The 21,640-nt window shown below is 37.0% G+C and carries 23 protein-coding genes; 19 read left to right on the plus strand and 4 right to left on the minus strand.

Annotation, left to right across the window (positions count from 1 at the left end; all coding sequences use genetic code 11):
* Positions 1-10: 10 nt before the first annotated feature.
* The 5 genes from EDD61_RS06325 (at position 11) to EDD61_RS06345 (ending at position 4,371) form a co-directional block, all read left to right on the plus strand.
* On the plus strand, positions 11-481 hold the full coding sequence (locus EDD61_RS06325; RefSeq protein WP_008690738.1) for a PTS sugar transporter subunit IIB: 471 nt from the start codon (positions 11-13) through the stop codon (positions 479-481).
* Positions 482-577: 96 nt separating this feature from the next.
* The gene (locus tag EDD61_RS06330) at positions 578-1,360 is read left to right on the plus strand and encodes a PTS mannose/fructose/sorbose/N-acetylgalactosamine transporter subunit IIC (RefSeq protein ID WP_008690739.1); all 783 of its coding nucleotides are present in this window, start codon (positions 578-580) and stop codon (positions 1,358-1,360) included.
* Complete coding sequence (locus tag EDD61_RS06335; RefSeq protein WP_020990866.1) at positions 1,347-2,177, plus strand: PTS system mannose/fructose/sorbose family transporter subunit IID; 831 nt, start codon at positions 1,347-1,349, stop codon at positions 2,175-2,177. Before EDD61_RS06330 ends, EDD61_RS06335 begins: the two co-directional genes overlap by 14 nt.
* Positions 2,178-2,193: 16 nt before the next feature.
* The gene (locus tag EDD61_RS06340) at positions 2,194-3,195 is read left to right on the plus strand and encodes an SIS domain-containing protein (protein ID WP_132224592.1); all 1,002 of its coding nucleotides are present in this window, start codon (positions 2,194-2,196) and stop codon (positions 3,193-3,195) included.
* A 99-nt stretch (positions 3,196-3,294) separates the two neighbouring features.
* Positions 3,295-4,371 carry an SIS domain-containing protein gene (locus tag EDD61_RS06345; RefSeq protein WP_132224594.1) on the plus strand — a complete coding sequence of 359 codons (1,077 nt, stop codon included), beginning with the start codon at positions 3,295-3,297 and terminating at the stop codon, positions 4,369-4,371.
* 244 nt (positions 4,372-4,615) lie between these two features.
* On the opposite strand, the gene EDD61_RS06350 is transcribed toward EDD61_RS06345, so the two are convergent.
* Positions 4,616-5,296 carry an ABC transporter ATP-binding protein gene (locus EDD61_RS06350; protein WP_132224596.1) on the minus strand — a complete coding sequence of 227 codons (681 nt, stop codon included), beginning with the start codon at positions 5,294-5,296 and terminating at the stop codon, positions 4,616-4,618.
* A complete protein-coding gene (locus tag EDD61_RS06355; RefSeq protein WP_207900992.1) occupies positions 5,283-7,769 on the minus strand; it encodes an ABC transporter permease in 2,487 nt (828 codons plus the stop codon). Before EDD61_RS06355 ends, EDD61_RS06350 begins: the two co-directional genes overlap by 14 nt.
* Positions 7,770-7,942: 173 nt before the next feature.
* Here EDD61_RS06355 and EDD61_RS06360 point away from each other — a divergent pair, with 173 nt between their 5' ends.
* From EDD61_RS06360 to EDD61_RS06380, 5 genes are all read left to right on the plus strand, one after another.
* Positions 7,943-8,500 (plus strand): hypothetical protein, encoded by a 558-nt coding sequence (locus EDD61_RS06360; protein WP_132224598.1) that lies wholly within the window; start codon positions 7,943-7,945, stop codon positions 8,498-8,500.
* A 68-nt stretch (positions 8,501-8,568) separates the two neighbouring features.
* Positions 8,569-9,858, plus strand: coding sequence for a sensor histidine kinase (locus tag EDD61_RS06365; RefSeq protein WP_132224600.1), 1,290 nt, complete (start codon positions 8,569-8,571; stop codon positions 9,856-9,858).
* 50 nt (positions 9,859-9,908) lie between these two features.
* Entirely contained in the window at positions 9,909-10,610 is a 702-nt protein-coding gene (locus EDD61_RS06370) for a LytR/AlgR family response regulator transcription factor (RefSeq protein WP_132224602.1), read from the plus strand.
* Positions 10,611-10,802: 192 nt separating this feature from the next.
* Positions 10,803-11,372, plus strand: a complete 570-nt coding sequence (locus EDD61_RS06375; protein ID WP_132224604.1) for a hypothetical protein — start codon at positions 10,803-10,805, stop codon at positions 11,370-11,372.
* Positions 11,373-11,474: 102 nt separating this feature from the next.
* Entirely contained in the window at positions 11,475-11,978 is a 504-nt protein-coding gene (locus tag EDD61_RS06380; protein ID WP_132224606.1) for a hypothetical protein, read from the plus strand.
* 2 nt (positions 11,979-11,980) lie between these two features.
* On the opposite strand, the gene EDD61_RS06385 is transcribed toward EDD61_RS06380, so the two are convergent.
* Positions 11,981-12,766, minus strand: coding sequence for an HAD family hydrolase (locus EDD61_RS06385; protein WP_008690755.1), 786 nt, complete (start codon positions 12,764-12,766; stop codon positions 11,981-11,983).
* A 323-nt stretch (positions 12,767-13,089) separates the two neighbouring features.
* Here EDD61_RS06385 and EDD61_RS06390 point away from each other — a divergent pair, with 323 nt between their 5' ends.
* The 8 genes from EDD61_RS06390 to bilS all read left to right on the plus strand — a co-directional run bounded on the left by EDD61_RS06390 (position 13,090) and on the right by bilS (position 20,048).
* Complete coding sequence (locus tag EDD61_RS06390; protein WP_132224608.1) at positions 13,090-13,890, plus strand: Cof-type HAD-IIB family hydrolase; 801 nt, start codon at positions 13,090-13,092, stop codon at positions 13,888-13,890.
* A 2-nt stretch (positions 13,891-13,892) separates the two neighbouring features.
* Entirely contained in the window at positions 13,893-14,855 is a 963-nt protein-coding gene (locus tag EDD61_RS06395) for a type I phosphomannose isomerase catalytic subunit (protein ID WP_008690757.1), read from the plus strand.
* Between the two features lie 57 nt (positions 14,856-14,912).
* The gene (locus tag EDD61_RS06400; RefSeq protein WP_117548031.1) at positions 14,913-15,734 is read left to right on the plus strand and encodes a Cof-type HAD-IIB family hydrolase; all 822 of its coding nucleotides are present in this window, start codon (positions 14,913-14,915) and stop codon (positions 15,732-15,734) included.
* 398 nt (positions 15,735-16,132) lie between these two features.
* Complete coding sequence (locus EDD61_RS06405; protein WP_008690759.1) at positions 16,133-16,882, plus strand: DeoR/GlpR family DNA-binding transcription regulator; 750 nt, start codon at positions 16,133-16,135, stop codon at positions 16,880-16,882.
* The gene (gene pfkB, locus EDD61_RS06410; RefSeq protein ID WP_132224610.1) at positions 16,879-17,796 is read left to right on the plus strand and encodes a 1-phosphofructokinase; all 918 of its coding nucleotides are present in this window, start codon (positions 16,879-16,881) and stop codon (positions 17,794-17,796) included. Before EDD61_RS06405 ends, pfkB begins: the two co-directional genes overlap by 4 nt.
* Positions 17,793-18,464 carry a ribose 5-phosphate isomerase A gene (gene rpiA, locus EDD61_RS06415; protein ID WP_008690761.1) on the plus strand — a complete coding sequence of 224 codons (672 nt, stop codon included), beginning with the start codon at positions 17,793-17,795 and terminating at the stop codon, positions 18,462-18,464. The genes pfkB and rpiA overlap by 4 nt, the downstream gene beginning before the upstream one ends.
* A 3-nt stretch (positions 18,465-18,467) precedes the next feature.
* Positions 18,468-19,424, plus strand: coding sequence for a Gfo/Idh/MocA family protein (locus tag EDD61_RS06420; RefSeq protein ID WP_132224612.1), 957 nt, complete (start codon positions 18,468-18,470; stop codon positions 19,422-19,424).
* Positions 19,425-19,541: 117 nt separating this feature from the next.
* Positions 19,542-20,048, plus strand: coding sequence for a flavodoxin family protein BilS (bilS, locus tag EDD61_RS06425; protein WP_008690765.1), 507 nt, complete (start codon positions 19,542-19,544; stop codon positions 20,046-20,048).
* A 202-nt stretch (positions 20,049-20,250) separates the two neighbouring features.
* Here the strand turns inward: bilS and EDD61_RS06430 are convergent, their stop codons facing one another.
* Positions 20,251-21,015 carry a DeoR/GlpR family DNA-binding transcription regulator gene (locus tag EDD61_RS06430; protein ID WP_132224614.1) on the minus strand — a complete coding sequence of 255 codons (765 nt, stop codon included), beginning with the start codon at positions 21,013-21,015 and terminating at the stop codon, positions 20,251-20,253.
* 183 nt (positions 21,016-21,198) lie between these two features.
* Between EDD61_RS06430 and EDD61_RS06435 the strand changes: the two genes are divergently transcribed.
* Positions 21,199-21,618, plus strand: a complete 420-nt coding sequence (locus EDD61_RS06435) for a PaaI family thioesterase (RefSeq protein ID WP_008690769.1) — start codon at positions 21,199-21,201, stop codon at positions 21,616-21,618.
* Positions 21,619-21,640: the final 22 nt, after the last annotated feature.

The following is a 21,640-nucleotide window of genomic DNA, read 5'->3' on the forward strand; positions in this document are numbered from 1 at the left end:
GTGAAGTAAGATGATTAAATGTTTACGCGTTGACCACCGACTATTACATGGACAGGTGGCATTTTCCTGGACGAGCGCATTAGGCGCTGACTGTATCCTGATTGCGAATGATGATGTCATGAAGGATGAATTACGTAAGACAACCATTAAGATGGCCAAACCACAAGGTGTTAAGCTGGTTATGAAAAGTGTGGAAGATGGCATTGCAGCGGTGAATAGTGGTGTTACAGATAAATACAAACTGTTTATCGTTGTGGAATCAATTCAAGATGCTTATCGTTTCGCAACAGAAACAAATGTCATCAAGTCTGTGAATTTAGGTGGCACGAAAGCAAAAGAGAACACAAGAAATATCAGTAAGGCAATCAATGTGACAGAAGAAGAAACAACCTTACTGAAAGAATTAGTAGACAAAGGAATCGAAGTGGAAATTCGCATGGTTCCTAATGATGCGAAAGTGCATGCGGAAAATGTATTATAAAATCGCATAAGAAACACAAATCTATCGAAGGTTAAAGCTAACCGCATAAAGAAACATAATCATGAAACTATTTGAGAAAGAGGAGGGTTTTACACAATGCTACAAGCAATCTTACTTGCATTGGTCGCAATGCTTGGTAATGCAGAATATTTATTTGGTACCTGTTTGTTATCCAGACCATTGGTGATGGGAACATTGACAGGCATCGTATTAGGGGATATTTCGATGGGAGTAACTCTGGGAGCTACATTGGAGCTTGCCTTTATGGGCGCATTCTCTGTAGGTGCATCCATTCCACCGGAAATGATCAGTGGAACCGTATTAGGTACGGCATTTGCCATCACTACCGGAACCGGTGCTGAGGCAGCCTTGGCATTAGGTCTTCCAATTGCCAGTCTGGTTTTGATTTTTAAGAATTTAAGCATGGTCTTCATTTTACCGATGTTTGTGCATAAAGCAGATAAATATGCCGCTGTTGGTAATTATAAGGGTGTTGAAAGAATGCATCTGTTAGGTGGATTCTTTGGTGTCAATTTGATCATCGGTGTGATCGTCGGTGTCAGCTTCTATTTAGGTAGTCCTGTCATTCAGGGCATTCTGGATATGATTCCAGCATGGGTACAAAAAGGCTTAGAACTGACAATGGGTCTGTTACCTGCAATTGGTTTTGGCTTATTGATGCAGATGATCATGAACAAGAATGTTGCTTGTTTCTTCTTCTTGGGCTTTGCGTTAAGCACATATTTGAAGATTCCAGTAACCGGTATTGCCATCTTTGGTGCTATCGTGGCAATTGTCCTTGTCCAAATTAAAAATCAGAATAAGCATGCGGTAGAAACAGCCGGTGTGAGTGAAGGAGATGAAGATGATGACTTCTAATACGGTAAAAGAAAATAGTATGATTACAAAAAAAGATCTAAATAAAGTAGCCCTTCGTTCCTTGTCTATGGAATGGTCATGGAATTATGAGCGACAGGCGAATCTGCCTTATTGTTATGCGTTGATTCCAATCATTAACAAATTATATAAAACAGATGAAGAACGTGCAGAAGCGATGAAACGTCATCTGGAATTCTTTAACACAACACCACATTTATCAACCTTGCTGTTAGGTATTTCTACAGCGATGGAAGAACAAAATGCTACAGAAGAAAACTTCGATACTTCCAGTATCAATAATATTAAGATTGCCTTAATGGGACCATTAGCCGGTATTGGTGACAGCTTTATCTGGGGAACTTTACGTATCATTGCAACCGGTATTGGTATTTCCTTAGCACGTCAAGGCAATATCTTAGGACCAATCTTATTCCTGCTGGTATTTAATATTCCGGCACAGGGCTTACGTTTCTTCTTAATGAATGCCGGTTATAAACTGGGAGCTGAATTCTTAACGAAGATTGAAAAAAGCGGTCTGATGGAAAGCTTAACTTATGGCGCTGCTGTTTTGGGTCTGATGGTTATTGGTGGTATGACGGCGGAAAACGTATCGATCAATATACCGATTGCGATTGGTAGCGGTGATGAAGCAACAACGATCGGGGATATTTGCAATGGTATCATGCCGGGCTTATTGCCATTGGCATTTACCTTCGTGGTATTCTTCCTGTTACGTAAAAACTTTAAAACAACGACGATTCTGCTGCTAATGGCTGTTTTAGGTCTGGCAGGCGCATTCTTTGGATTCTTAGGTTAAAAAATAAGGAGAGGAAATGGAAATGTTAAAATTTAATGAACAAGCACAGATTGATAGTGTAAATGGAGCTTTGGCTCTGCGTGGAAAGATCAATGAGATCGTAGATGGGATTTGTAAAGAAGGTTATACGAATGTTTGCTGGTTAGGCATTGGTGGAACATGGGCAAGCAGTATGCAGGCAACTGTGCATATGAAAGAGATGTCTGCGATTGAAACATGGGCAGAAAATGCCGCAGAATATCTGACAACAGGAAATAAACGTATCGGAAAGGGAACCATTGTCATCACATCCAGTGTAACCGGAAGTACGATTGAAGTAGTACAGGCAGTAAAAAAAGCACAGGATGCCGGTGCGAAAGTCTTAGGCTTTATTGATATCGATACTACAGAATTAGCAAAGATGGTCGATTATGAAATTGCTTACTCAGCAAATGAACAACTGAAATTCTTCATGGTTGCGGATCGCTTCATGTTTAACAATGGCGAATTTGCAGATTATGAACGCATGTATGAAGAATTTGAAAAATATTTAGCTGTTGCGTTGGTAGAAGTAGAAAAGAAAGCGGATGACTTTGGAAAAGAATTTGCGAAGAAACATTGGAACGATGAATTGCATTACTTCGTCGGTGCCGGCAATCAGTGGGGTGCTACGTATTCTTATGCTATGTGCTATTGGGAAGAACAGCTATGGATTAAGACAAAATCCATCACAGCACCGGAATTCTTCCACGGTATGTTTGAAATCGTTACACGTGATACACCGGTTACGATCTTTGTTGGAGAAGATGCACAGCGTTCTTTATCTGAAAGAGTTGTCAACTTCATTCCACGTATCTGTAAGAACTATACGGTAATTGATACCAAGGACTACGAATTAAAGGGTATTTCTCCTGAATTCCGTTCACATATTTCTCATCTGGTTATGCATGCAGTCAATAATCGCATTGATGCACACATGGAAGAAGAAACTTGTCATCCAATGGAAATCCGCCGTTATTACCGTAAACTGAACTATTAAAAAGAAGGTGGAGCAATCCACCTTTTCCCCTAGTAAATAAGAAAGGAAAAGGGATCAAACAATACCTCTTGTAAGAGATTAACATCCCAAGGATAGATTATGGAAAAAATGACAATGATGGATTATATCAAAGAAACACCGGCACAGGCGATGAAGAATATAGAAGACTATGCTACCTTGTGTGCGCCCCTGGTAAACTATGCCAAAGAAAAAAAGATGCGTCGTTTATGGCTGGTAGCCAGTGGTTCCAGTTACAATGCTTGTCACTGTGCTCGCAGCTTTTTGATGCATACCTTACAAATGGAAGTAAAAATCACTACCCCTTATACATTCACTTGGTATGAACATGCGATTGCGGATGATGATGTGGTTATCGTAGTATCTCAAAGCGGCTATTCAACCAACGCGATTGCGGCATTAGATAAAATAAGAGCGTTGGGATATACCGGAGTTGCCTTAACCGGCAATGTGGAACATGATATCAAAGACCATGCAGATCTTGTGTTCGATTATGGTGTTGGGGAAGAATTGGTCGGCTATGTCACCAAAGGAGTTACAACACTGATGTTGTATCTGATGCTGTTTGCCATTGCTTATACAAAGCGCAGTGAAAAGCTAGATGAAGTAAAAAAGGCTATAAAATTAAATCAAGAGATGATCGATAAGGCACAAACATTTGTAAAACGACATTATAAAGATTTCAGTTCTATGCATAGCATTTATGTATGTGGAGCAGGGGCCGGTTATGGCATTGCCCTGGAAGGTGCTTTGAAAAGTGGAGAAACTATTCATATTCCGGCACTGCCTTTGGAAATGGAAGAATATATTCATGGACCTAACCTGCAATTGACACCATCCTATACGGTTTTATTGATTGATGGCAATGATGCGGCAAGCAATCGTGTGCAACAGATTTATCAAGCAACACGCAGTGTGAGTGAGCATACCTTTATGTTAAGCAATGCCGCTAATTTAGATGATGATCATATACTAACCTTATCGGATATGGTAGAAAGTGATCTAACACCACTTGTCTATCTGCCATTTGTTCAAGTATTAGCAGCGATGATTTCACAGGATCTAAACAGTGTGAAACAGCACCCATTACTTAAGAAGTTTAAATCTTATGCCGATGCAAAAACAGCAAGCTTTATCAATTATGATGAGGATGATTAACCCACAATTTGCTGTATCACAAAGAGTTACAAAACCAATCCATATGCTTTATATATTTTAATTTTAAGTAAGCTACTAAAATTTAATTTACTCTATAGGCAGTTTGCAAAAAGCAAAGTCTTTTGCCTTCTTTTATCATCTTATACAATTTAAACAAAAAAGACATCAAGAATAGATACGATAATAAAATCTATATGGATGTCTTTTATTTTAGCCTTCCTTACGGTGGCGCTCTTTCTGCATCTTAGTGATTATCGCACTTTTCAATAAACTTACCATCCTGTAAAAGCAATGTGCGTTCTGCATAAGCGGCTACATCACGATCATGAGTGACTAACAGAATGGTTGTTTTCTGCTTTTCATGCAGTTCTTTTAACATTTCCATAAGGATATGTGTGTTTTCACTATCTAAATTTCCGGTTGGTTCATCCATCAACAAGAGCTTTGGCTGATGCACGAAGGCTCTGGCAATCGCGACACGTTGTTGTTCACCACCGGATAGTTCTTGGGGCAATGCTGTGGTTAGCTGGGCAATGTCCAATGCTTGTAAAAGCATTTCCACATGCGCTTGATCTACTGCTTTCTTTGCTAAATGCAGTGGTAATAAAATATTTTCCAAGACACAATGAAAAGGTAATAACGCAAAATCCTGAAAGACGATGCCGATATCCTCACGACGATACACTTCTCGCTGTTTGCGGGAAAAAGCGGTGATATCCTGTCCTTTTACTAAGATGGAGCCACTGTCAATAGGAAGCAAAGAAGCGATACAGTTTAACAAAGTGCTTTTACCAGAACCACTTTTCCCCATGATGGCAGTAAAGCTTCCTTCTTCAGCAGCAAAACTTAAATCATGTAAAACTTCACTCACTCTTCTTGTATTCGCATAGCATTTATGAACATTTTTTACTTCAAGCAATTTCATTAGAATCCCTTCCTTTTTCTTGTCCTACTTTCCCTTTTAATAAGATGGATAAACTTAAAAAGCTAATGAGCAGGATGCATAGCAATGGAACATGGTGGTGCCATATCAAAGAGGCCGGTAAATAATAAGGACTGCTAGGAGCACCTAATGTTGTTAATGGGTGATAAATTTTCTCATACAGCCAATACAGGCAAGCGGTGATAATCAAAGAAATGATAGCTTGTACAATAGCTTCTAAAAAGGCAATGCATAAGAGATAGAATTTACTTACACCTAGTATGCGTAAAAGTTTGTGTTCTACATCCAAATAAGCCTGTTGCAAACGATATTGATTTGACAGTAATAACAGCCATAGAAAACAGATGAACACTTCTATAACACCATAAAGCAGAACCGTTTGTAAGAATTTTTGTTGATGGATTTCTTCCTCTAAACGAGAGTTGGTGATATGCAAATCGCCATAACGACTAAGAATGTTCATGACTTGTTGATCGGTATGATGATAATCGGCTTTTTTATCTGTTTCAGCGACAAGCGATTGATAACCAAGATGTTCCCCCATGATGTTAGCATACCCCTTTTCACTAAGAAAGATGGTAAATGGAATTCCACTATCTTCGCCAAGCGCATCCACCATATCAGAAAACTTATTTTTCATAGGCAATGCTTTGATCTGCATGGTATGTTTTCCTGTCAATGTTAACATCGTACCTTTATGGATATATTGAATTTCATGATAGTTACCACCATCCTGTTTTGCCTGTTCTCTGGTACCATCTGCCAGCAAGTAATCCGTTGTTGAATATCCATTTTTACTGCCAGTATTTTTTTTAAAGATAAAAGCTTCCGTATTTATAATCGCTAAATCACCGTTTAAAAAGGCTTTTTCATCAAAGTTTAGATATTTTCGCATGATGGGTATCACGGTTGTATCCTCATTGATAGCAATGAGGGTGGCATAGGTATTATGAGTGTCAGGAATAACATTTGTATAGTGATAATACGTACGATAATCTTTTAAACAAGTTTCTTGTTGCATATTGGCATAGCTTATTTTTATATCACTGCGTATGTGAAAGGCGCGTACACTTGTTACATGGGGGATGCTCTTAAGTCCTGTTATATCCAATTCACGTATCCTTTTTGATTCTGGATTTACGTTGAAAGAAGCACGATAATCGCCAATTCCTCGTCGCTTTTGATAGTCTTGCCATTGCATATAGGCATTTGCTTGTGTTTGTATGCATAGGAGGAAGGTACTTAAGACGATTACATGCAATACTATGATAATAACAGTGTGATGCGATAATGTAGTAAGATTTCGCCAAGCCAAGCGCCATGGCGTGATCTTTTTCCATGGATGGCGTATCGTCAGCTTATGTATATGTGTTTTCTTTATCATTTTTTCTTGTTTGCGATTCGTCAATAAATTGGCGAGTAGGATGGTTAGCAACAAGCCAAGTAGAAAAATACCACCAACGTACCAAGAAGCAACGACTTCAATGTGCAGTGTATCATTTAATAGATCACTTCCTAAGGCACTGCCTCCATAATATAGCAAATAGGCACAAAGAATTGGCAGACGCAAGAGATAGATGAAAAACCAAAAGCGAATCCATCGTATTTGCTTACGCGATGCCCCTAATTGTTTTAGGATGTGATCTTCTTTTTCATAACTCATAAGAATATCTCGAATGATGAAATACATAAATACAAGAATCATACACAACGCAAACATCATCCCTATTAAGAAACGACTGCTATTGCCATTTAACCAAACCATATTATCATAAGCATAGGTATTGATAGCAGAAACACCTGGTATGGAAGGATAGTCTTCGTTTACGCGTACATCTTTTAACCATAAGGAAGAAAGACTACCTTTCGCTTTGACAAAAGCAGCAGATAAAGAATTGCTGTCTTGTACATTCCACATCGAGCGATAGGGCTTTATGATTCCTGTGAGATAAAACTTATGCATTTTTCCATCACTTAACAACAGCTGTATCGATTGATGAAGCTGATAGGAATAACCTAAATAGCTCAACACATCGGCCTCGATGATGATATCATTGTTCTTTTGCGGATAGCTGCCATCTAATAGTTCTAAGTGAAACAAGTCCATGGCTTCTTTTGTATATTGAGAAACTTCTCCAATTTGGGCATAGCCATCTTGATTTTTTACCATGATCTGTCCTAAAGATGGCAAAGGTAAGACAGTATCTAAATTTGCTTTTTTAGCAGTTTCTACATCTTTTTGTTCTACGTTGAAAATAACGCGATTCCACTCTCCATAATGAGCAAAAGCTTGTCTTTGTTGTGTGCGTATATAGCTTAGACAACCATTTCCAATCAGTAACATACAGAATGTCAAAAAGAAGAGCGCGCTGCGATGAACTCTTCTTTTGGGATTATGCTTAATTTCGTCTTTAGCAAAGGTGCGATAAAAGGATAAATTTGTAAAGTTTTTCATGTGTATATTATACATGTATTACTAACGTAGGAAAGTATGATTAATAATTCTTAAGAAAAATATAGGATGATCTAAGAGTTTTATCTTGCCTAATTATGACCTTTGAATGTCAGCTGTCTTGAGCATTTTAATGTATTTTGTTATAGATAAGGGAAAGGACAAGTGAGGTAAGTATGAAAAAAATTATATTATGTTTAGGAATTCTATTATCTTTTACATGCTTGAAAATTGAAGCTAAAGACACAACAAGTGATTATGATGAAGAGATACAGATGTTTAGTGATTTTTATGAATCGCCTTCCACTTATAGTTTTCAAAATGATAAAGGACAAGAGATAAATTCTTATATTCTAAGCAAACATAAGGATTTTAAAAATAATCCTGAAAAGGTAACAAGACAAATGATGAAACATGTAAGTAGTGTTATAGATTATGAACAGGTTCATTCCGACCGCGCTGGTAAAAATAAAATATGGAAAAATTTAAAGGTCTATTATACATCATCCAAATATGTGCAATATGATTTCAAAGCAACAGCTAATATAAAAAATAGTAAAGTAAGTTCAGTAAAAGGAACTGCTTATAATTTAAGAAAATTGTATAGTGATAAGTATACAATTATAACAAAAACAAACTTTTCTAAGAACAAGGCAAGCTTTAATATAAGTCACATTATCACAAAAAGTAATGTGAAGATGAAAAAAAATACAATAATCACGTGGCAGTTATAAACTAAAATTGTTTTAATCTGTAATTTTGTACTATTATGTGCTATTATATGCAAAAGGTGGACAGAATTATGGAATATGATTTTTTGATAACTATTCTTATCAGCATCGTAAATTTAAGCAGCTTTTTATATATGTATTTTTTCCCGAAATTATCTATGGAGCTAAAACATAAGAAAATACGTGGTATTTATGTTGTTTTTGTAATACTTTTCATGATTTATAATTTATATGAACTTACCTATTATCAGGTGTATTCAATTGAACTGGAATATAGTATTTTGGGTTGTTTAATGTTTATCATGTTAAAGGGAAATGTCTTTAAAAAGATATATTATATTATTTTTTCTTATGTTATGACGCAATTGGCTGAATCCATATACATCTTTATCAATAATATTATTTTCCAATTTATCTTTCCTTGTGATGACGATTACTTGATTTTATTAGAGTTGTTAAAGCCTATTATTTTAGTGGTGGCTTATAAACTGTTTAAAAAATACAAAATGGATGATGATCATATGGATAATAAAGAATGGTTTTTATTTATGATAATGGCAATTTTTGCGGCAGGTTTTTTTGAATACTCTGTATTTGCCACATGGAACATAGATTTAAATGATCCTTTACAATATGTTATTTTTAATTACGTTTATACCTTATTTATGGTTTTGATGTATATGTTATTTTATTTTTATTTACGCGCAATGGGCAAAAAAAATAAAATACTTTTTGAAACCGAACGCCGATTACAAACAGAAGAGTTCAATATAAAATTACATAAGCAAATGGAAGAGGCAAATGAACAAAACAGAAAATTAAGACATGATCTGAAAAATCATATGTTGATGATAAAAAATAAAATCGACCATGATCCCCAAGAAGCAAATGAATATATTGAACAACTTTTAGGTAATGTGAATAATACAACTATCATTGATGGAAAGAATGAAGCATTGATTTATATTTTAAATTCAAAAAATGCCATTATGCAAGAAAAAGGGATATCTGCGAAATTCATCTTACAAAGTGATTTAGATATTATAAGTGAGTATGATCTGACAGTTATATTTGGTAATTTATTAGATAATGCAATCGAGGCACAAGAACATGTGGAAGATAAAAGAATTATAGTAGAGATACGGGAAGATAAAGATTTTTATTATATTAGAATAAAGAATCATTACGATCCGGCAAGGATCATAAAAACGAATGAAGTATTTAAAACAAGTAAAGAAAATAAAGAACAGCATGGATACGGCTTAAAGAATGTTGAGGAATGTGTTAAGAGGTATCATGGGATCTTCCAACAAGAAACAGATGATTACTATTTTATTTCTATGATATCTATCCCTAAATAAAGTATCAGTAAGCATATGTGATATAATTACAAATAAAGTGGGTGATGCTAATGCAAGATATAAATGTGTGTATTTGCGAAGATGATCTTGATTATGCACAACAGGTGAAAACATATATTCTTCATAACTTTAGTAAAGTAAAGGTGTTTGTATGTGATGATGATAGTTTACCAGATGAAAAATTTAATCTGTATATACTAGATGTGGAATTAAAGCATAGTACAGGTTTTGAAATTGCCAAGCAATTAAAATTAAGACACCAGGATGTAAATATCATTTTTTTGACAACGCATGAAGAATTTGCTCGAAAAGGGTATGAGTATCAAGCGTCAGCTTATGTATCAAAAAATTATTTTGATGAAGAGTTTCCATTGGCGATACAAAATGTTATGGATAAGATAAGAAAGCAAACGATTCTTGTGCCAATTACATTTGAAGGGAAGCAAACCGTACTTCGTCTAAATGATATTGATAGTTTACTATCAGAGGGGCATTATCTTATCATCAATTGTCATCATGAAGCATATCGCGTAAGAGGTTCTTTTAAAACTTTTTTTGAGAAGTATCCTAATGATGATTTTTGCTCTAATATGAAAGGACAGTATGTAAATATGCGCTATATCAAATATATAGATACCGGTCGCATTGTATTAAAAGATGGAAGATGGCTGCCATTATCGAGAAAAAAACAAAAAACAGTGGAACATGAATTTAATAACTATATGACAACATTTATGACAGATTCTTTTTAGCAGTAAGTGACTGAAAGACCAATCCATGTCAGAAACAAGCCGTTTGTTGCCAACTATCTTGCACAATATACGTTGTATGATAAAATACGTTCAATAGAATATAGAGCATGGAAATAGAAAAAAGATGATGAAAAAATTATGATGGAAGTATTCCATATAATAACATCATCAAATGGAGAGGAAGTTAAACATATGACAAAATTTATGAAATCATTAGGCATTGGAGCATTAGCTCTTACGATGCTGGTAGGCTGTCAAACTAAGCAGCCTACGGATAATAAAGTAAGCAAGAGCCAAGGAAAGGAAGATACCATCTGCATTGATAAAAGTTTTGTGAATAATCATCAAGTTACGCTACATCCAATTGCTGCCATAGAAGATATCAAAATGACAGATGCCGTCTTGAAAAAGGATGAATTACAGGCAAAGTTGGTAATAAAAATACCAGAGATGATCGAAGCATGGAATGAATATGGAATCTTTAAAGATGAATATCGTTTTACAATCAGTGTAAAAGATGGGGAAGACACCGTTTCGTATACAGGGGAAGAGGTATACAGCGTACAATTATTTGAAGAAAATACGACAGTTAAGATAAAAGAGAAGATTACAGAAACAGCCGTTCTTACGTATTTGCATACAAAAAGTGATGCTAAAAGTTCATATGTAACAATTAGCTTGAATTTTCTAAATGAAAACGGCGATGTTGTGCATGTTTATAACATCGTGTCACCAAAAAATGAGATAAAAGTTTATGAATAAAGGCTCGTTACGGAGCCTTTTCCTTATGTGTATTTGTAAAAGACACCTATATTTATGGTATACTAGTAATGTATATTAACAAAATAGCTTGAAGGTGATGAAATGAAGAAAATAGGATTGGGGATGAGTGCTGTAATTGTGGCAATTGGCTTATTTCTGTTTTGGCGATATGCTACGTATGGACATTCTCAGGAACAGCCTGCCTCGAATGTACATATGCAACAGGTATTAGAAAAGTTTTATCAAAATCCGGGTAATTATAATTTCTTTGATAAAGATGGTAACAGCATGAATGCCTATATTATGAGTCGTGAAAAAGCCTTTCAATTACACCCGCAAGATGTCACAAAAGAAGTTGCACAAAAAGTCAATGATTATTCAGAAGAGGTCGTTCAAGAGCTTTTAGAATTACATAGTGATGAAGAATGGATACATGCCTTTCAAGAATATTATAAAAAACCATACATATATTCACTATATGATAAAAAAGGCGATTCTATGAAAGAATACGCCTTGAATCAAAAGGAAACTTTTGAAAAATCCCCCCAAAAAACCATTCAGGATATTAAAAAACATATTAATGAAGTATATAAAATCGTAGAATAGTTTTATTTATCATCAATATAATGATGCATAAGGAGATAATCACGCAGAGAAGGCTCCCAGCTGGGACCAATCACTTCATCTGCGTGTTTTTTTAATTCTTCATGTCCATTGCCCATGACAACACCAATTCCTGCCTCTTGGATCATTTGCAAATCGTTCATAGAATCGCCAAAGGCCAAGTAAGCATGAGCCGGCAATTGCCAGTATTTCATCAGATGAGCGATACCTCTTGCTTTGTTTACACTTGTCTTCATAAAATCCACACATGTTAAAGATGGATGCTGCACTTCTATGCCTTCAATACCATCAAACATATGCCAGTCAAAGCCAGGTTTTTCATAGGCACTTAACGCAACTAAAGGTTCATGATCCCACTCTCTCACAATAGGTACTTGACAATGAAATTGATCAAACGCAGCTTTGGAATAGGCATTTAACGGTTTTGTCATAAACTCATATTTGCCATGAGAATTAATACATATATCATATTCCTTCCCTAAGGCAAAGATGCGCTCACATTGCGCTGCTGTAAAAGTATCTTCAAAAATGATGTTCATTTGTTCATCATATACGCTGACACCCGCACCACCAACATAGCCATCCCAGGGAAACAGTTGCAAGACTCCTAACTGCTCTGCCATTTCTTTTGCGCGTCCACTACATAAAGCTACCTTATAACCATTTGCTTTTAATTGTCTGATCGCATCCATCGTTTCCGGTAACACCTGATTGCTGTGATGGTCAAAAAAAGTACCGTCAATATCAAAAAACACTGCTTTTATCTCCATCCTATCCCTCTTCTCATGGTTTTATTTTAGCATGTAAGCGATGCTTGTACAATTCTCATTTCAGCAGAAAATAGGGAGGAAATGCAATATGGTTGGAAAAAGAACAGAAAGCGTTTATCCATCTTCATAGCGAATTCATGCTGTTGCTACGCATCTTATAATTATTTTCTTATGCAAAGAAACGATTCTTTATCTGATGCAGATGGAAGCTGTTCATGATCGGTTAGCTATGCTTTTCGCTATACTTGCTTTTCCTGAATTCCTTCTTAAATACATTGCAATCAAACCGTATTTCTCCTATAATTAAACCATGGAGGATGAATATGGTAAAAGGTTTGGTATTGTATGATTACGATGGTACGCTGGTAGATGAGCGTGATGCGATTTATGTACCAAGTAATATCACAAAAAAGACGATTTCCCGATTGCAGGATATGGGATATCTGTGTGTATTAGCCACAGGAAGAGCATTGAGTTATATCCCAAGCGGTGCGAAGGATTTGCATCTGGATGGTTATGTCACATGTAATGGGGCATATGTCACAGTGCATGGTAAAGTGATTCATAAAGTTATCTTTGAAGATGAGGAGCTTGCGGCATTGATTGCTTATATGGATGCGCATGGTATTAATTACATACTGGAAAGTAATGATTTCTGTTATGTAAAAGATTTAAAGGATCCAAGTTATCTGCATTTTATGGATAATTTTCAGCTTCCGGAAGACAATTTTGTCCAGTATAAGAATTTGCAGCAGGTGCATGGATGTATTTCTAAGATAACCTTAGCATTTGGCAATCGTTCATCCTTGCAAAAAAGCGAGCAGTTATTACGTCCGCATTATCAGATGAGCCTACATCGAAATTGTGACACCTTGGATATTGGGAAAAAAGCGGTGCATAAGGGTGTTGGCGCAAAAGCTATCATGGAGTATTATGGAATACCTTATGAGGCAACTTATGCTTTTGGTGATGGTGATAACGATGTGGAACTACTTGCCAGTGTGCGGTATGGCATAGCTATGCGCAAACACGATCCACTGCTGGATGATGTTGCTTATATGGTAACAGGCACAGTCAAAGAAGAAGGTATATTTGAAGCATTAAAGAAATTGGAGGTAATTTAATTATGGCAATGGTACGATTGCTCCCTGCATTTAAGGATTATTTATGGGGAGGCACAAAGTTAAAGGAAAACTACAACAAAAAAAGTGATTTAGACATTGTCGCTGAAAGCTGGGAACTTTCTACGCACAAGGATGGGCAAAGTATTGTCGACAGTGGTGAGGATCAAGGAATGCTGTTTGGCGATTATTTGCAGAAGTTGGGAAAAGAAGCACTTGGTACAAAAGGTGCGGCTTTTGAGAATTTCCCTATTTTAATTAAATTTATTGACGCAAAGGGGAACTTATCCATTCAGGTTCATCCAAATAATGAATACGCAATGCGCGTAGAAAAAGAATATGGGAAAACCGAAATGTGGTATATTCTGGATGCAGAAGAAGGGGCTTCCCTGTATTATGGAACAAATAAAGAAATCACAAAGGAAGAATTCCGTGAACGTATTGAAAATAATACATTACTAGATGTATTAAAGAGTGTCCCTGTACACAAGGGAGATGTATTCTTCATTGAGGCTGGTACCATTCATGCCATCGGTGAAGGTATCGTGATTTGTGAGATTCAGCAAAATTCAAATACGACCTATCGTGTATATGACTTTGGCCGTGTTGGTGCTGATGGAAAACCAAGAGAATTGCATATTGATAAAGCTATTGATGTATCAAATCTGACTCCATTAGAAAGTGATTTTAAGCCTTGTGGTGAAGTTAAGACATATGATGGCTATCAGGTAGCCATGATGGCATCCTGTGATTACTTTACGACTTATATTTATGAGGTAAAAAGTGAATGCAGTGTTAAGGTGGATGAAGAAAGCTTTGCTTCTTTCGTTATCGTTGATGGGGAAGGAACGATTGAAAGTGATGATACGATGCTGAGTATCCGCAAGGGAGACAGCATTTTCGCAACAGCTGGAACAGGCAGTGTAAGAGTAAAAGGAAATTGCCGTTTCATTCTGTCAAGAGTATAAGAGAGAAAGCCTTGCGCAGTTTTGCTCGCGTAAGGTTTTTTTTGAAAGGAGATTTGTATGGGTTATAAATTAATTGTTATGGATATGGATGGCACTTTGACAAACAGTAAGAAGGAAATATCTGAGGAAACCAGAACAGCTTTGATAGAAGCACAAAAACTTGGAGCTAGCATCGTGTTAGCCAGTGGGCGACCAACACCAGGTTTATATCGAGAGGCCAAGATTCTAGAAATGGATCGTTTCAAAGGGTATTTGTTAAGCTATAATGGTGCGCATGTCTGTGATTATCCCAATCAGCAGGTTATCTATAACAAGACCATAGATAAAAAGTATATTCTTCCAATTATCAATAATGCTAAAGCATTGAATCTGGGTATTATGGTGAATAAAGGTGAATATGTAGTTGTCGATGATCCGCATACTTATCAATTGGAATATGAGGCACATGCGACGAATATGAAAACAATGGTGGTAGATGATTTACGGACATTTGTTGATTTTGAGCCAAATAAATTTTTAATCAGTGCACCCCCTGAATATCTGAAGATGCAGTTTGAGGATTTTAAGCTGCCCTTTGGCGATCGCCTGAGTATTTATACATCTGCTCCTTTCTATATTGAAGTGGTATCGAATGGAATTGATAAAGGAAAGGCCCTGGCAGGAATTGCAGAACGTTTAGGAATTCAAAGAGAAGAAATCATCGCTTTTGGGGATGAGATGAATGATCTTACAATGCTGCAGTATGCCGGACATGGAGTAGCCATGGGGAATGCTGTAAAACCAATTAAATTGATTGCAAATGAAATTACGGCTAGTAATGATGAGGACGGAATTGCCAAGTCTTTGTACAAAGCTTTTCCTGAAATCAAACATCGTTAAGGATGAAAAAAAGCACGATTAGCGAAATCGTGTTTTTTTGTGGAATATGATTTTCTTTTCAATATGTGTAAGAAAAGAAGATTATCATCTGCTATGCAATGCGATAAACGAAGAGTGTACAATGGATAGAACTGATAAAGTAATCAACAAGAAAAGGAGTTTGGGAAAGTGCTATGTAAAGTGATACATAAGAATAGAGCATATCCAAAATGCTTTTAAAAGCGAGAAAACAGTGTGTACTACATAGGAACATCATAAAACAACATTCTTGCAGAAGGAAGCAATATATGCTTGGAATTGACGGATATCACACGAATTCATGATTAATTTTGATTGATATAGATTGACATTGACTGAAATAGGCGATAAACTGTAGTTACTTAGGAGGTAATTAGGATATGTTAGCAGAAGAGCGATTTGCGGCAATACTACAGTTGCTACAGGAAAAGAAGACGGTAACAGTGAATGAACTGACGAAAACTTTGCATATATCAGAATCAACGATACGAAGAGATCTGGTGTCTTTGCATAAGATGAAAAAACTACGTAAGGTCCATGGAGGAGCAACCTTATTACAAAAGGAGTATGCACCGATAGAGAACGATGTCACACAGCGTTCCCAAGAACATATAGAGGAAAAAAGACGACTAGCACAATATGCCGCAACCTTAATAGAACCTCATGATTTTATTTATTTGGATGCTGGCAGTACGATCTTACATATGGCAGAATTTATTGAAGAAAAAGATGCTGTCTATGTGACGAATAGTTTATATCTAAGTGAACGTCTGGCAATCAAGGGAATGAAGGTTTTTATCTTAGCTGGGGAAATAAAAGCAAAGACCATGGCCGTTGTTGGTTTGGGTGCTGTCAGTGCCTTACAAAAATATAATTTTACAAAAGCGTTTTTAGGTACAAATGGCATTACCATTGAGAATGGTTTTACGACGCCGGATATGGAAGAATCTTATGTAAAATGTGAAGCGATGAAGCATGCTCAAAAATGCTATGTTTTAGCCGATGCATCAAAATTTAATCTTTGCACGGCAATGAGCACTGCCGATATCAGTGATGCAATCATCATCACTAGTAAAGGAATTCCTGATGAATATAAGGAAGAAACAGAAGTTATCGAGGTGGCAATATGATCTACACCGTTACTTTAAATCCATCAATTGATTATGTCATCACACTGGATGCCTTATGTAAGGGAGCAATCAACCGCACCAAGGAAGAAGATATTATCTATGGAGGGAAAGGAATTAACGTGTCGATGATGCTTGCACATTTAGGTATACCCTCCACTGCTTTAGGATTTTTTGCTGGTTTTACGGGAGAGGCGTTAAAAAAAGGTATTGAGCAGCAAGGAATCAGGACAGATTTTATTCCTATAGAAGATGGTTTTACCCGCATCAATGTCAAAATTCATGCGCAGGAGGAAAGTGAAATCAATGGACAGGGACCTCTTATTACCTCGGCCCATTTGTATCAGCTATATGCAAAGCTGGAACTCTTACAGCCAAATGATATCTTAGTATTATCAGGGAATTTACCAAAACAAGTGCCAGCAAATATTTATGCAGTATTAATGGAGAAACTTCATGATAAGCAAATTGATGTAGTTGTGGATGCTTTTGGTGAACCTCTACGTCAGGCATTACCACAGCATCCATTCTTAATTAAGCCCAATCATCATGAATTACAAGAGCTGTTTCAGTTAGCGGACTTACAAGAACAAGACCTTGTCACATGTGCACGGCAATTACAAATGGAAGGAGCTAGAAATGTTATCATATCCATGGCAGATAAGGGGGCTATGTTGGTAAGTGAAACAAATGAAGTGTATCGTATAGCGAGTCCAAAGGGAAAAGTTGTTAATTCGGTAGGAGCTGGGGATTCCCTGGTTGCAGGTTTTTTGTATGGTTGGTTAAAGGAAAAAACGTATGAAAAAGCTTTACGTTGGGGTGTTGCTTGTGGTAGTGCCAGTGCTTTTTGTAAAGGAATTGCCCAAAGAGCATTTGTGATGGAACAATATCAAAAAATGGAGGATGACTTGTTATGAATAGTAAAGAAAGAACTGCGTTTGCGGCATTAACCTTTATTAAGGATGGAATGCTCATTGGTTTAGGTGGGGGAACAACGATTGGGACATTGGCAAAATTTATCACAGAAAAACAATTGGCGGTAAAGGTTGTAACACCATCTTTTGAAACAGAAAAGCTTTGTGTTCGTTTAGGATTGCCACTGCTGCCGCTGCGTATGGTATCACATGTGGATGTCGCATTTGACGGTTGTGATGAAATTGACCGCCATTTGCATGCGTTAAAATCCGGTGGAGGCATTCATACAAGGGAAAAGCTGATTGCGCATATGGCAGATGAGTATATCCTTATGGCAACGGAAGACAAATTGAGTGATACCTTACGTTTTACATGTCCGATTGTTTTAGAGTTGTTAGAAGATAGCTATGCCTATGTGAAGCGCAGGGTTGAAGAATTAAAGGGAAGTTTTCATCCTCGAACAAGTGATGGAAAATTCGGGCTGCTAATGAGTGATCATGGTAATGTATTAGCAGATGTGCGCTTTCCTAACGTACAAGACAGTGTGCAATTGAATCAAGAGCTAAAGAAAATTGCCGGTGTGATTGATACAAGTCTGTTAACAGAAGAAGTAACGAAAGCATTGATTGGCAAAGAGGATGATTTTCTTTTGTTGGAGAAGGAGGTTTAAGTGATGAATTGGGGTATTTTAGGACAGGGCGTCATCGCTCATCAAATGGCACAGGCATTATTACAGGAACATGGGACTATCTATGCGGTTGCAGGACGTCATCCGAAAAAGGTAGAAGCGTTCGCAAAGCAATACACAATCGCGCACGCTTATACGATTGATGAAGTAATGCAAGATGAACATGTGGATATCGTCTATATTGCTACACCACATTCCAATCATTTTGAATATATCATGCAGGCACTTCAACATCATAAGCATGTCTTATGTGAAAAAGCTATTACAGTAAATGCACAACAACTTGAAGAGGCTATGGCTTTCGCAAAGAAACATCAGCTGATTCTGATGGAAGCGATGACTATTTTTCATATGCCGATCATGAAGAAAGCGAAAGAACGCATTGAGAGTGGAAAACTTGGAAAATTAAAAATGTTGCAGATAAATTTTGGCAGTTGTAAAGAATATGATATTACCAATCGATTCTTTGCGAAAGAGTTGGCAGGTGGAGCCTTATTGGATATCGGAACCTATGCAATAAGCCTTGCCCGTTATTTTCTGCATGCACAGCCGCATATCATTAAAACAGATATGCTTCCTTTTGAAACCGGAGTAGATGAGATGAGCGGTATCATCTTACGCAATAAAGAAGATGAAATGGCGACCATTACCTTAACAATGCGCGCAAAGCTTCCTAAACGCGCTGTTATAGCGGGTGAACTTGGTTACTTGGAGTTATGTGAATACCCTAGAGGAGATAAAGCGACGTGGAAAATGACACAAGATGGTCATGAAGAAATGATGAAGGATGGAGAAAGTGCATTGGCATTGTGTTATGAGATTCGTGATATGGAAGAGGCCGTAAGAACTGGGCAAAACGAAACTTTGCAGTTGAGCTATGATGTGACAAAGCTTTTATGGGAAGTAAGAAAACAATGGGGCATGATATATCCATTTGAATAACTACTGCATGAGCATGCTATGTAAGAAATCGTGGTGATGCGTATCATAAAGAAAATGATGTTTCCAATCCTGTAAAAAGTGTTACAATATTCATATAGGAAAAAGGAGATGGCGGTAATGAAGTACGCTGTTGTGTATTGTAGTCACACAGGAAATACAAAACGTGTGGCAGAGGCGATTGCGCAGGTTATTCCGGCAGAGGATATGCTTTATTTCGGAATTCCGGATATGGATGCGACAAAAGATGCGGATGTTATTTTTGCCGGATTCTGGACGGATAAAGGCAGCTGCCCAAGCGCATTGTTAGATTATTTTTCATCCTTGCATAATAAACAAATCGTGTTATTCGGTACATGTGGCTTTGGCGGCAGTGCAGAATACTATGATATGATCTTACAGCGAGTCAGTGCATTTATTGAAGATGATTGTACTTATGTGGATGGTTTTATGTGTCAGGGAAAAATGCCGATGGAATTAAGAGAACGCTATGAGCGAGCAAAAGAAGATCCAAAGAAAATAGAACGGATTCTCGATAATTTTGATATGGCACTATCACATCCAGATGAAAATGATCTGCGCCAGGCCAAAGCTTTTACACAAATAATTTTACGATCCATTGCATAAACGAAAACACAGGAAACCTTAAGGAGAGCTGTTTAGAAAGCATATCCATACAACAGGTTGCCTGTGTTTTTTAATTCAACTTGGGGAATACAAACAAAAGGTATTGGCAAAGATTGTGAATCTTCTTAGAAAATAAAAGTAAGCTAGCTTTTAGGATTATTCTTTATTTGTATGTGGTGATCATTCAACTGGTTTTAGAAAATCATTCTTTGCATACATGAAAATTATCCGGCAATTGCTCAACGGTGGTTGGCGCATTCATGAAAATCGTATCAAAGTCGGTTGTGTGTGCCCAGGTGGCTAAGGCTTGTACTTGCAGCTTGCTGGCATCGGCCAATATATGTGCTTTGCGACAGCGTTTTAATACAGCGGCTTTCACAGCACTGATATCTAAATCAACAGCCATGACTTCTTCACTTTCTAAATCAATGCCGCTTGCTGAGAAAAAAGCCTGATCGAAATGAAATCGATTAATATCTTCAATGGCTACAAAACCGACGCTCATATCATAATCGGGAATATAATGACCGCCGATCAGAAACAATTCCCCTTTAAAACGTTTCGGCAATTTTCTTACCAAATAAGTACTGGCTGTTACCAATTTGATGTTTTTATCTTTCAGATAGGGCAGCATGGCAACTGGGGTTGTACCGGAATCAAGGTAAATACATTCACCATTCTTCACGATCTCAGCCGCTGCTTTTCCAATCAATTCTTTTTCAGCAAAATGAATGTTTTCTTTATTCATTACCGGTAAATCGGTACTGCTGCTTAAAGTCTGTGGTAATTCTTTACGAATCGCTCCACCGCGTTCACGCTGAATCAATCCCTGTCGCTCTAGCTCCATTAAATCACGGGTGATCGTAGATTTACTGGCATTTAAAAATTCCATCAATTCACTAATGGTGACAAAAGATTGTTCTTCAATTACTTCCATAATGCGAAATAAACGTTCTTTGCTTAGCATAAGATCCCTGCTTTCTTTTCTTTATCATACGACACAAAGGAAGTTTTCGTCAATGGATGTCTTCAAAAGAAATCAAATTGATTCATTTTATTGGTAAATATGTGCGTATCAAGAAACGTTTTGTATCCCTTTTATAATTCCTTGTTATCATGCTATACTATAGCTGAGATAGGAGGTTTTCTTATGGCATCAATGGAAGACTTGAAGAAACGTTTAAACTCCTCCAGCCAGTTTTTACAAAGCAACGATATGCATGTTGTTGAAGTAAAAGAAGGCTATGCTAAGGTGGAGATGATTATAGATGAACAGATTTTGAATGTTCATGGCTTTGTTCATGGCGGAGCATTGTATTCCTTAGCTGACACAGCTGCTGGAGCAGCTAGCTTTGCGACAGGGCGCGATAGTGTTACGCTTTCGGGTACCATCAATTATATAAAACCGGGAAAAGGCGGTAAGCTGATCGGCATTGCACAGGAAATATCTGCTGGTAGAACGACAGGTGTATATGAAGTGTTTATTTTTAACGATCAAGAAATCTTATTATCACGTGCAACATTTACGATGTTTTTCTTAGATGGGGAGCGCTATCGTAAGCAAAAATAAGGAAGTGTTGTTCCTATTCTTG

Source organism: Longicatena caecimuris (genome assembly GCF_004341945.1).
GTDB classification, from domain to species: domain Bacteria; phylum Bacillota_I; class Bacilli_A; order Erysipelotrichales; family Erysipelotrichaceae; genus Longicatena; species Longicatena caecimuris.

Excerpts from the sequence above, each read along its gene's own strand:
- EDD61_RS06325 (WP_008690738.1), top strand. The coding sequence starts at position 11 with ATGATTAAATGTTTACGCGTTGACCACCGACTATTACATGGACAGGTG.
- EDD61_RS06330 (WP_008690739.1), top strand. The coding sequence starts at position 578 with ATGCTACAAGCAATCTTACTTGCATTGGTCGCAATGCTTGGTAATGCA.
- EDD61_RS06335 (WP_020990866.1), top strand. The coding sequence starts at position 1,347 with ATGATGACTTCTAATACGGTAAAAGAAAATAGTATGATTACAAAAAAA.
- EDD61_RS06340 (WP_132224592.1), top strand. The coding sequence starts at position 2,194 with ATGGAAATGTTAAAATTTAATGAACAAGCACAGATTGATAGTGTAAAT.
- EDD61_RS06345 (WP_132224594.1), top strand. The coding sequence starts at position 3,295 with ATGGAAAAAATGACAATGATGGATTATATCAAAGAAACACCGGCACAG.
- EDD61_RS06350 (WP_132224596.1), bottom strand. The coding sequence starts at position 5,296 with ATGAAATTGCTTGAAGTAAAAAATGTTCATAAATGCTATGCGAATACA.
- EDD61_RS06355 (WP_207900992.1), bottom strand. The coding sequence starts at position 7,769 with ATGAAAAACTTTACAAATTTATCCTTTTATCGCACCTTTGCTAAAGAC.
- EDD61_RS06360 (WP_132224598.1), top strand. The coding sequence starts at position 7,943 with ATGAAAAAAATTATATTATGTTTAGGAATTCTATTATCTTTTACATGC.
- EDD61_RS06365 (WP_132224600.1), top strand. The coding sequence starts at position 8,569 with ATGGAATATGATTTTTTGATAACTATTCTTATCAGCATCGTAAATTTA.
- EDD61_RS06370 (WP_132224602.1), top strand. The coding sequence starts at position 9,909 with ATGCAAGATATAAATGTGTGTATTTGCGAAGATGATCTTGATTATGCA.
- EDD61_RS06375 (WP_132224604.1), top strand. The coding sequence starts at position 10,803 with ATGACAAAATTTATGAAATCATTAGGCATTGGAGCATTAGCTCTTACG.
- EDD61_RS06380 (WP_132224606.1), top strand. The coding sequence starts at position 11,475 with ATGAAGAAAATAGGATTGGGGATGAGTGCTGTAATTGTGGCAATTGGC.
- EDD61_RS06385 (WP_008690755.1), bottom strand. The coding sequence starts at position 12,766 with ATGGAGATAAAAGCAGTGTTTTTTGATATTGACGGTACTTTTTTTGAC.
- EDD61_RS06390 (WP_132224608.1), top strand. The coding sequence starts at position 13,090 with ATGGTAAAAGGTTTGGTATTGTATGATTACGATGGTACGCTGGTAGAT.
- EDD61_RS06395 (WP_008690757.1), top strand. The coding sequence starts at position 13,893 with ATGGCAATGGTACGATTGCTCCCTGCATTTAAGGATTATTTATGGGGA.
- EDD61_RS06400 (WP_117548031.1), top strand. The coding sequence starts at position 14,913 with ATGGGTTATAAATTAATTGTTATGGATATGGATGGCACTTTGACAAAC.
- EDD61_RS06405 (WP_008690759.1), top strand. The coding sequence starts at position 16,133 with ATGTTAGCAGAAGAGCGATTTGCGGCAATACTACAGTTGCTACAGGAA.
- pfkB (WP_132224610.1), top strand. The coding sequence starts at position 16,879 with ATGATCTACACCGTTACTTTAAATCCATCAATTGATTATGTCATCACA.
- rpiA (WP_008690761.1), top strand. The coding sequence starts at position 17,793 with ATGAATAGTAAAGAAAGAACTGCGTTTGCGGCATTAACCTTTATTAAG.
- EDD61_RS06420 (WP_132224612.1), top strand. The coding sequence starts at position 18,468 with ATGAATTGGGGTATTTTAGGACAGGGCGTCATCGCTCATCAAATGGCA.
- bilS (WP_008690765.1), top strand. The coding sequence starts at position 19,542 with ATGAAGTACGCTGTTGTGTATTGTAGTCACACAGGAAATACAAAACGT.
- EDD61_RS06430 (WP_132224614.1), bottom strand. The coding sequence starts at position 21,015 with ATGCTAAGCAAAGAACGTTTATTTCGCATTATGGAAGTAATTGAAGAA.
- EDD61_RS06435 (WP_008690769.1), top strand. The coding sequence starts at position 21,199 with ATGGCATCAATGGAAGACTTGAAGAAACGTTTAAACTCCTCCAGCCAG.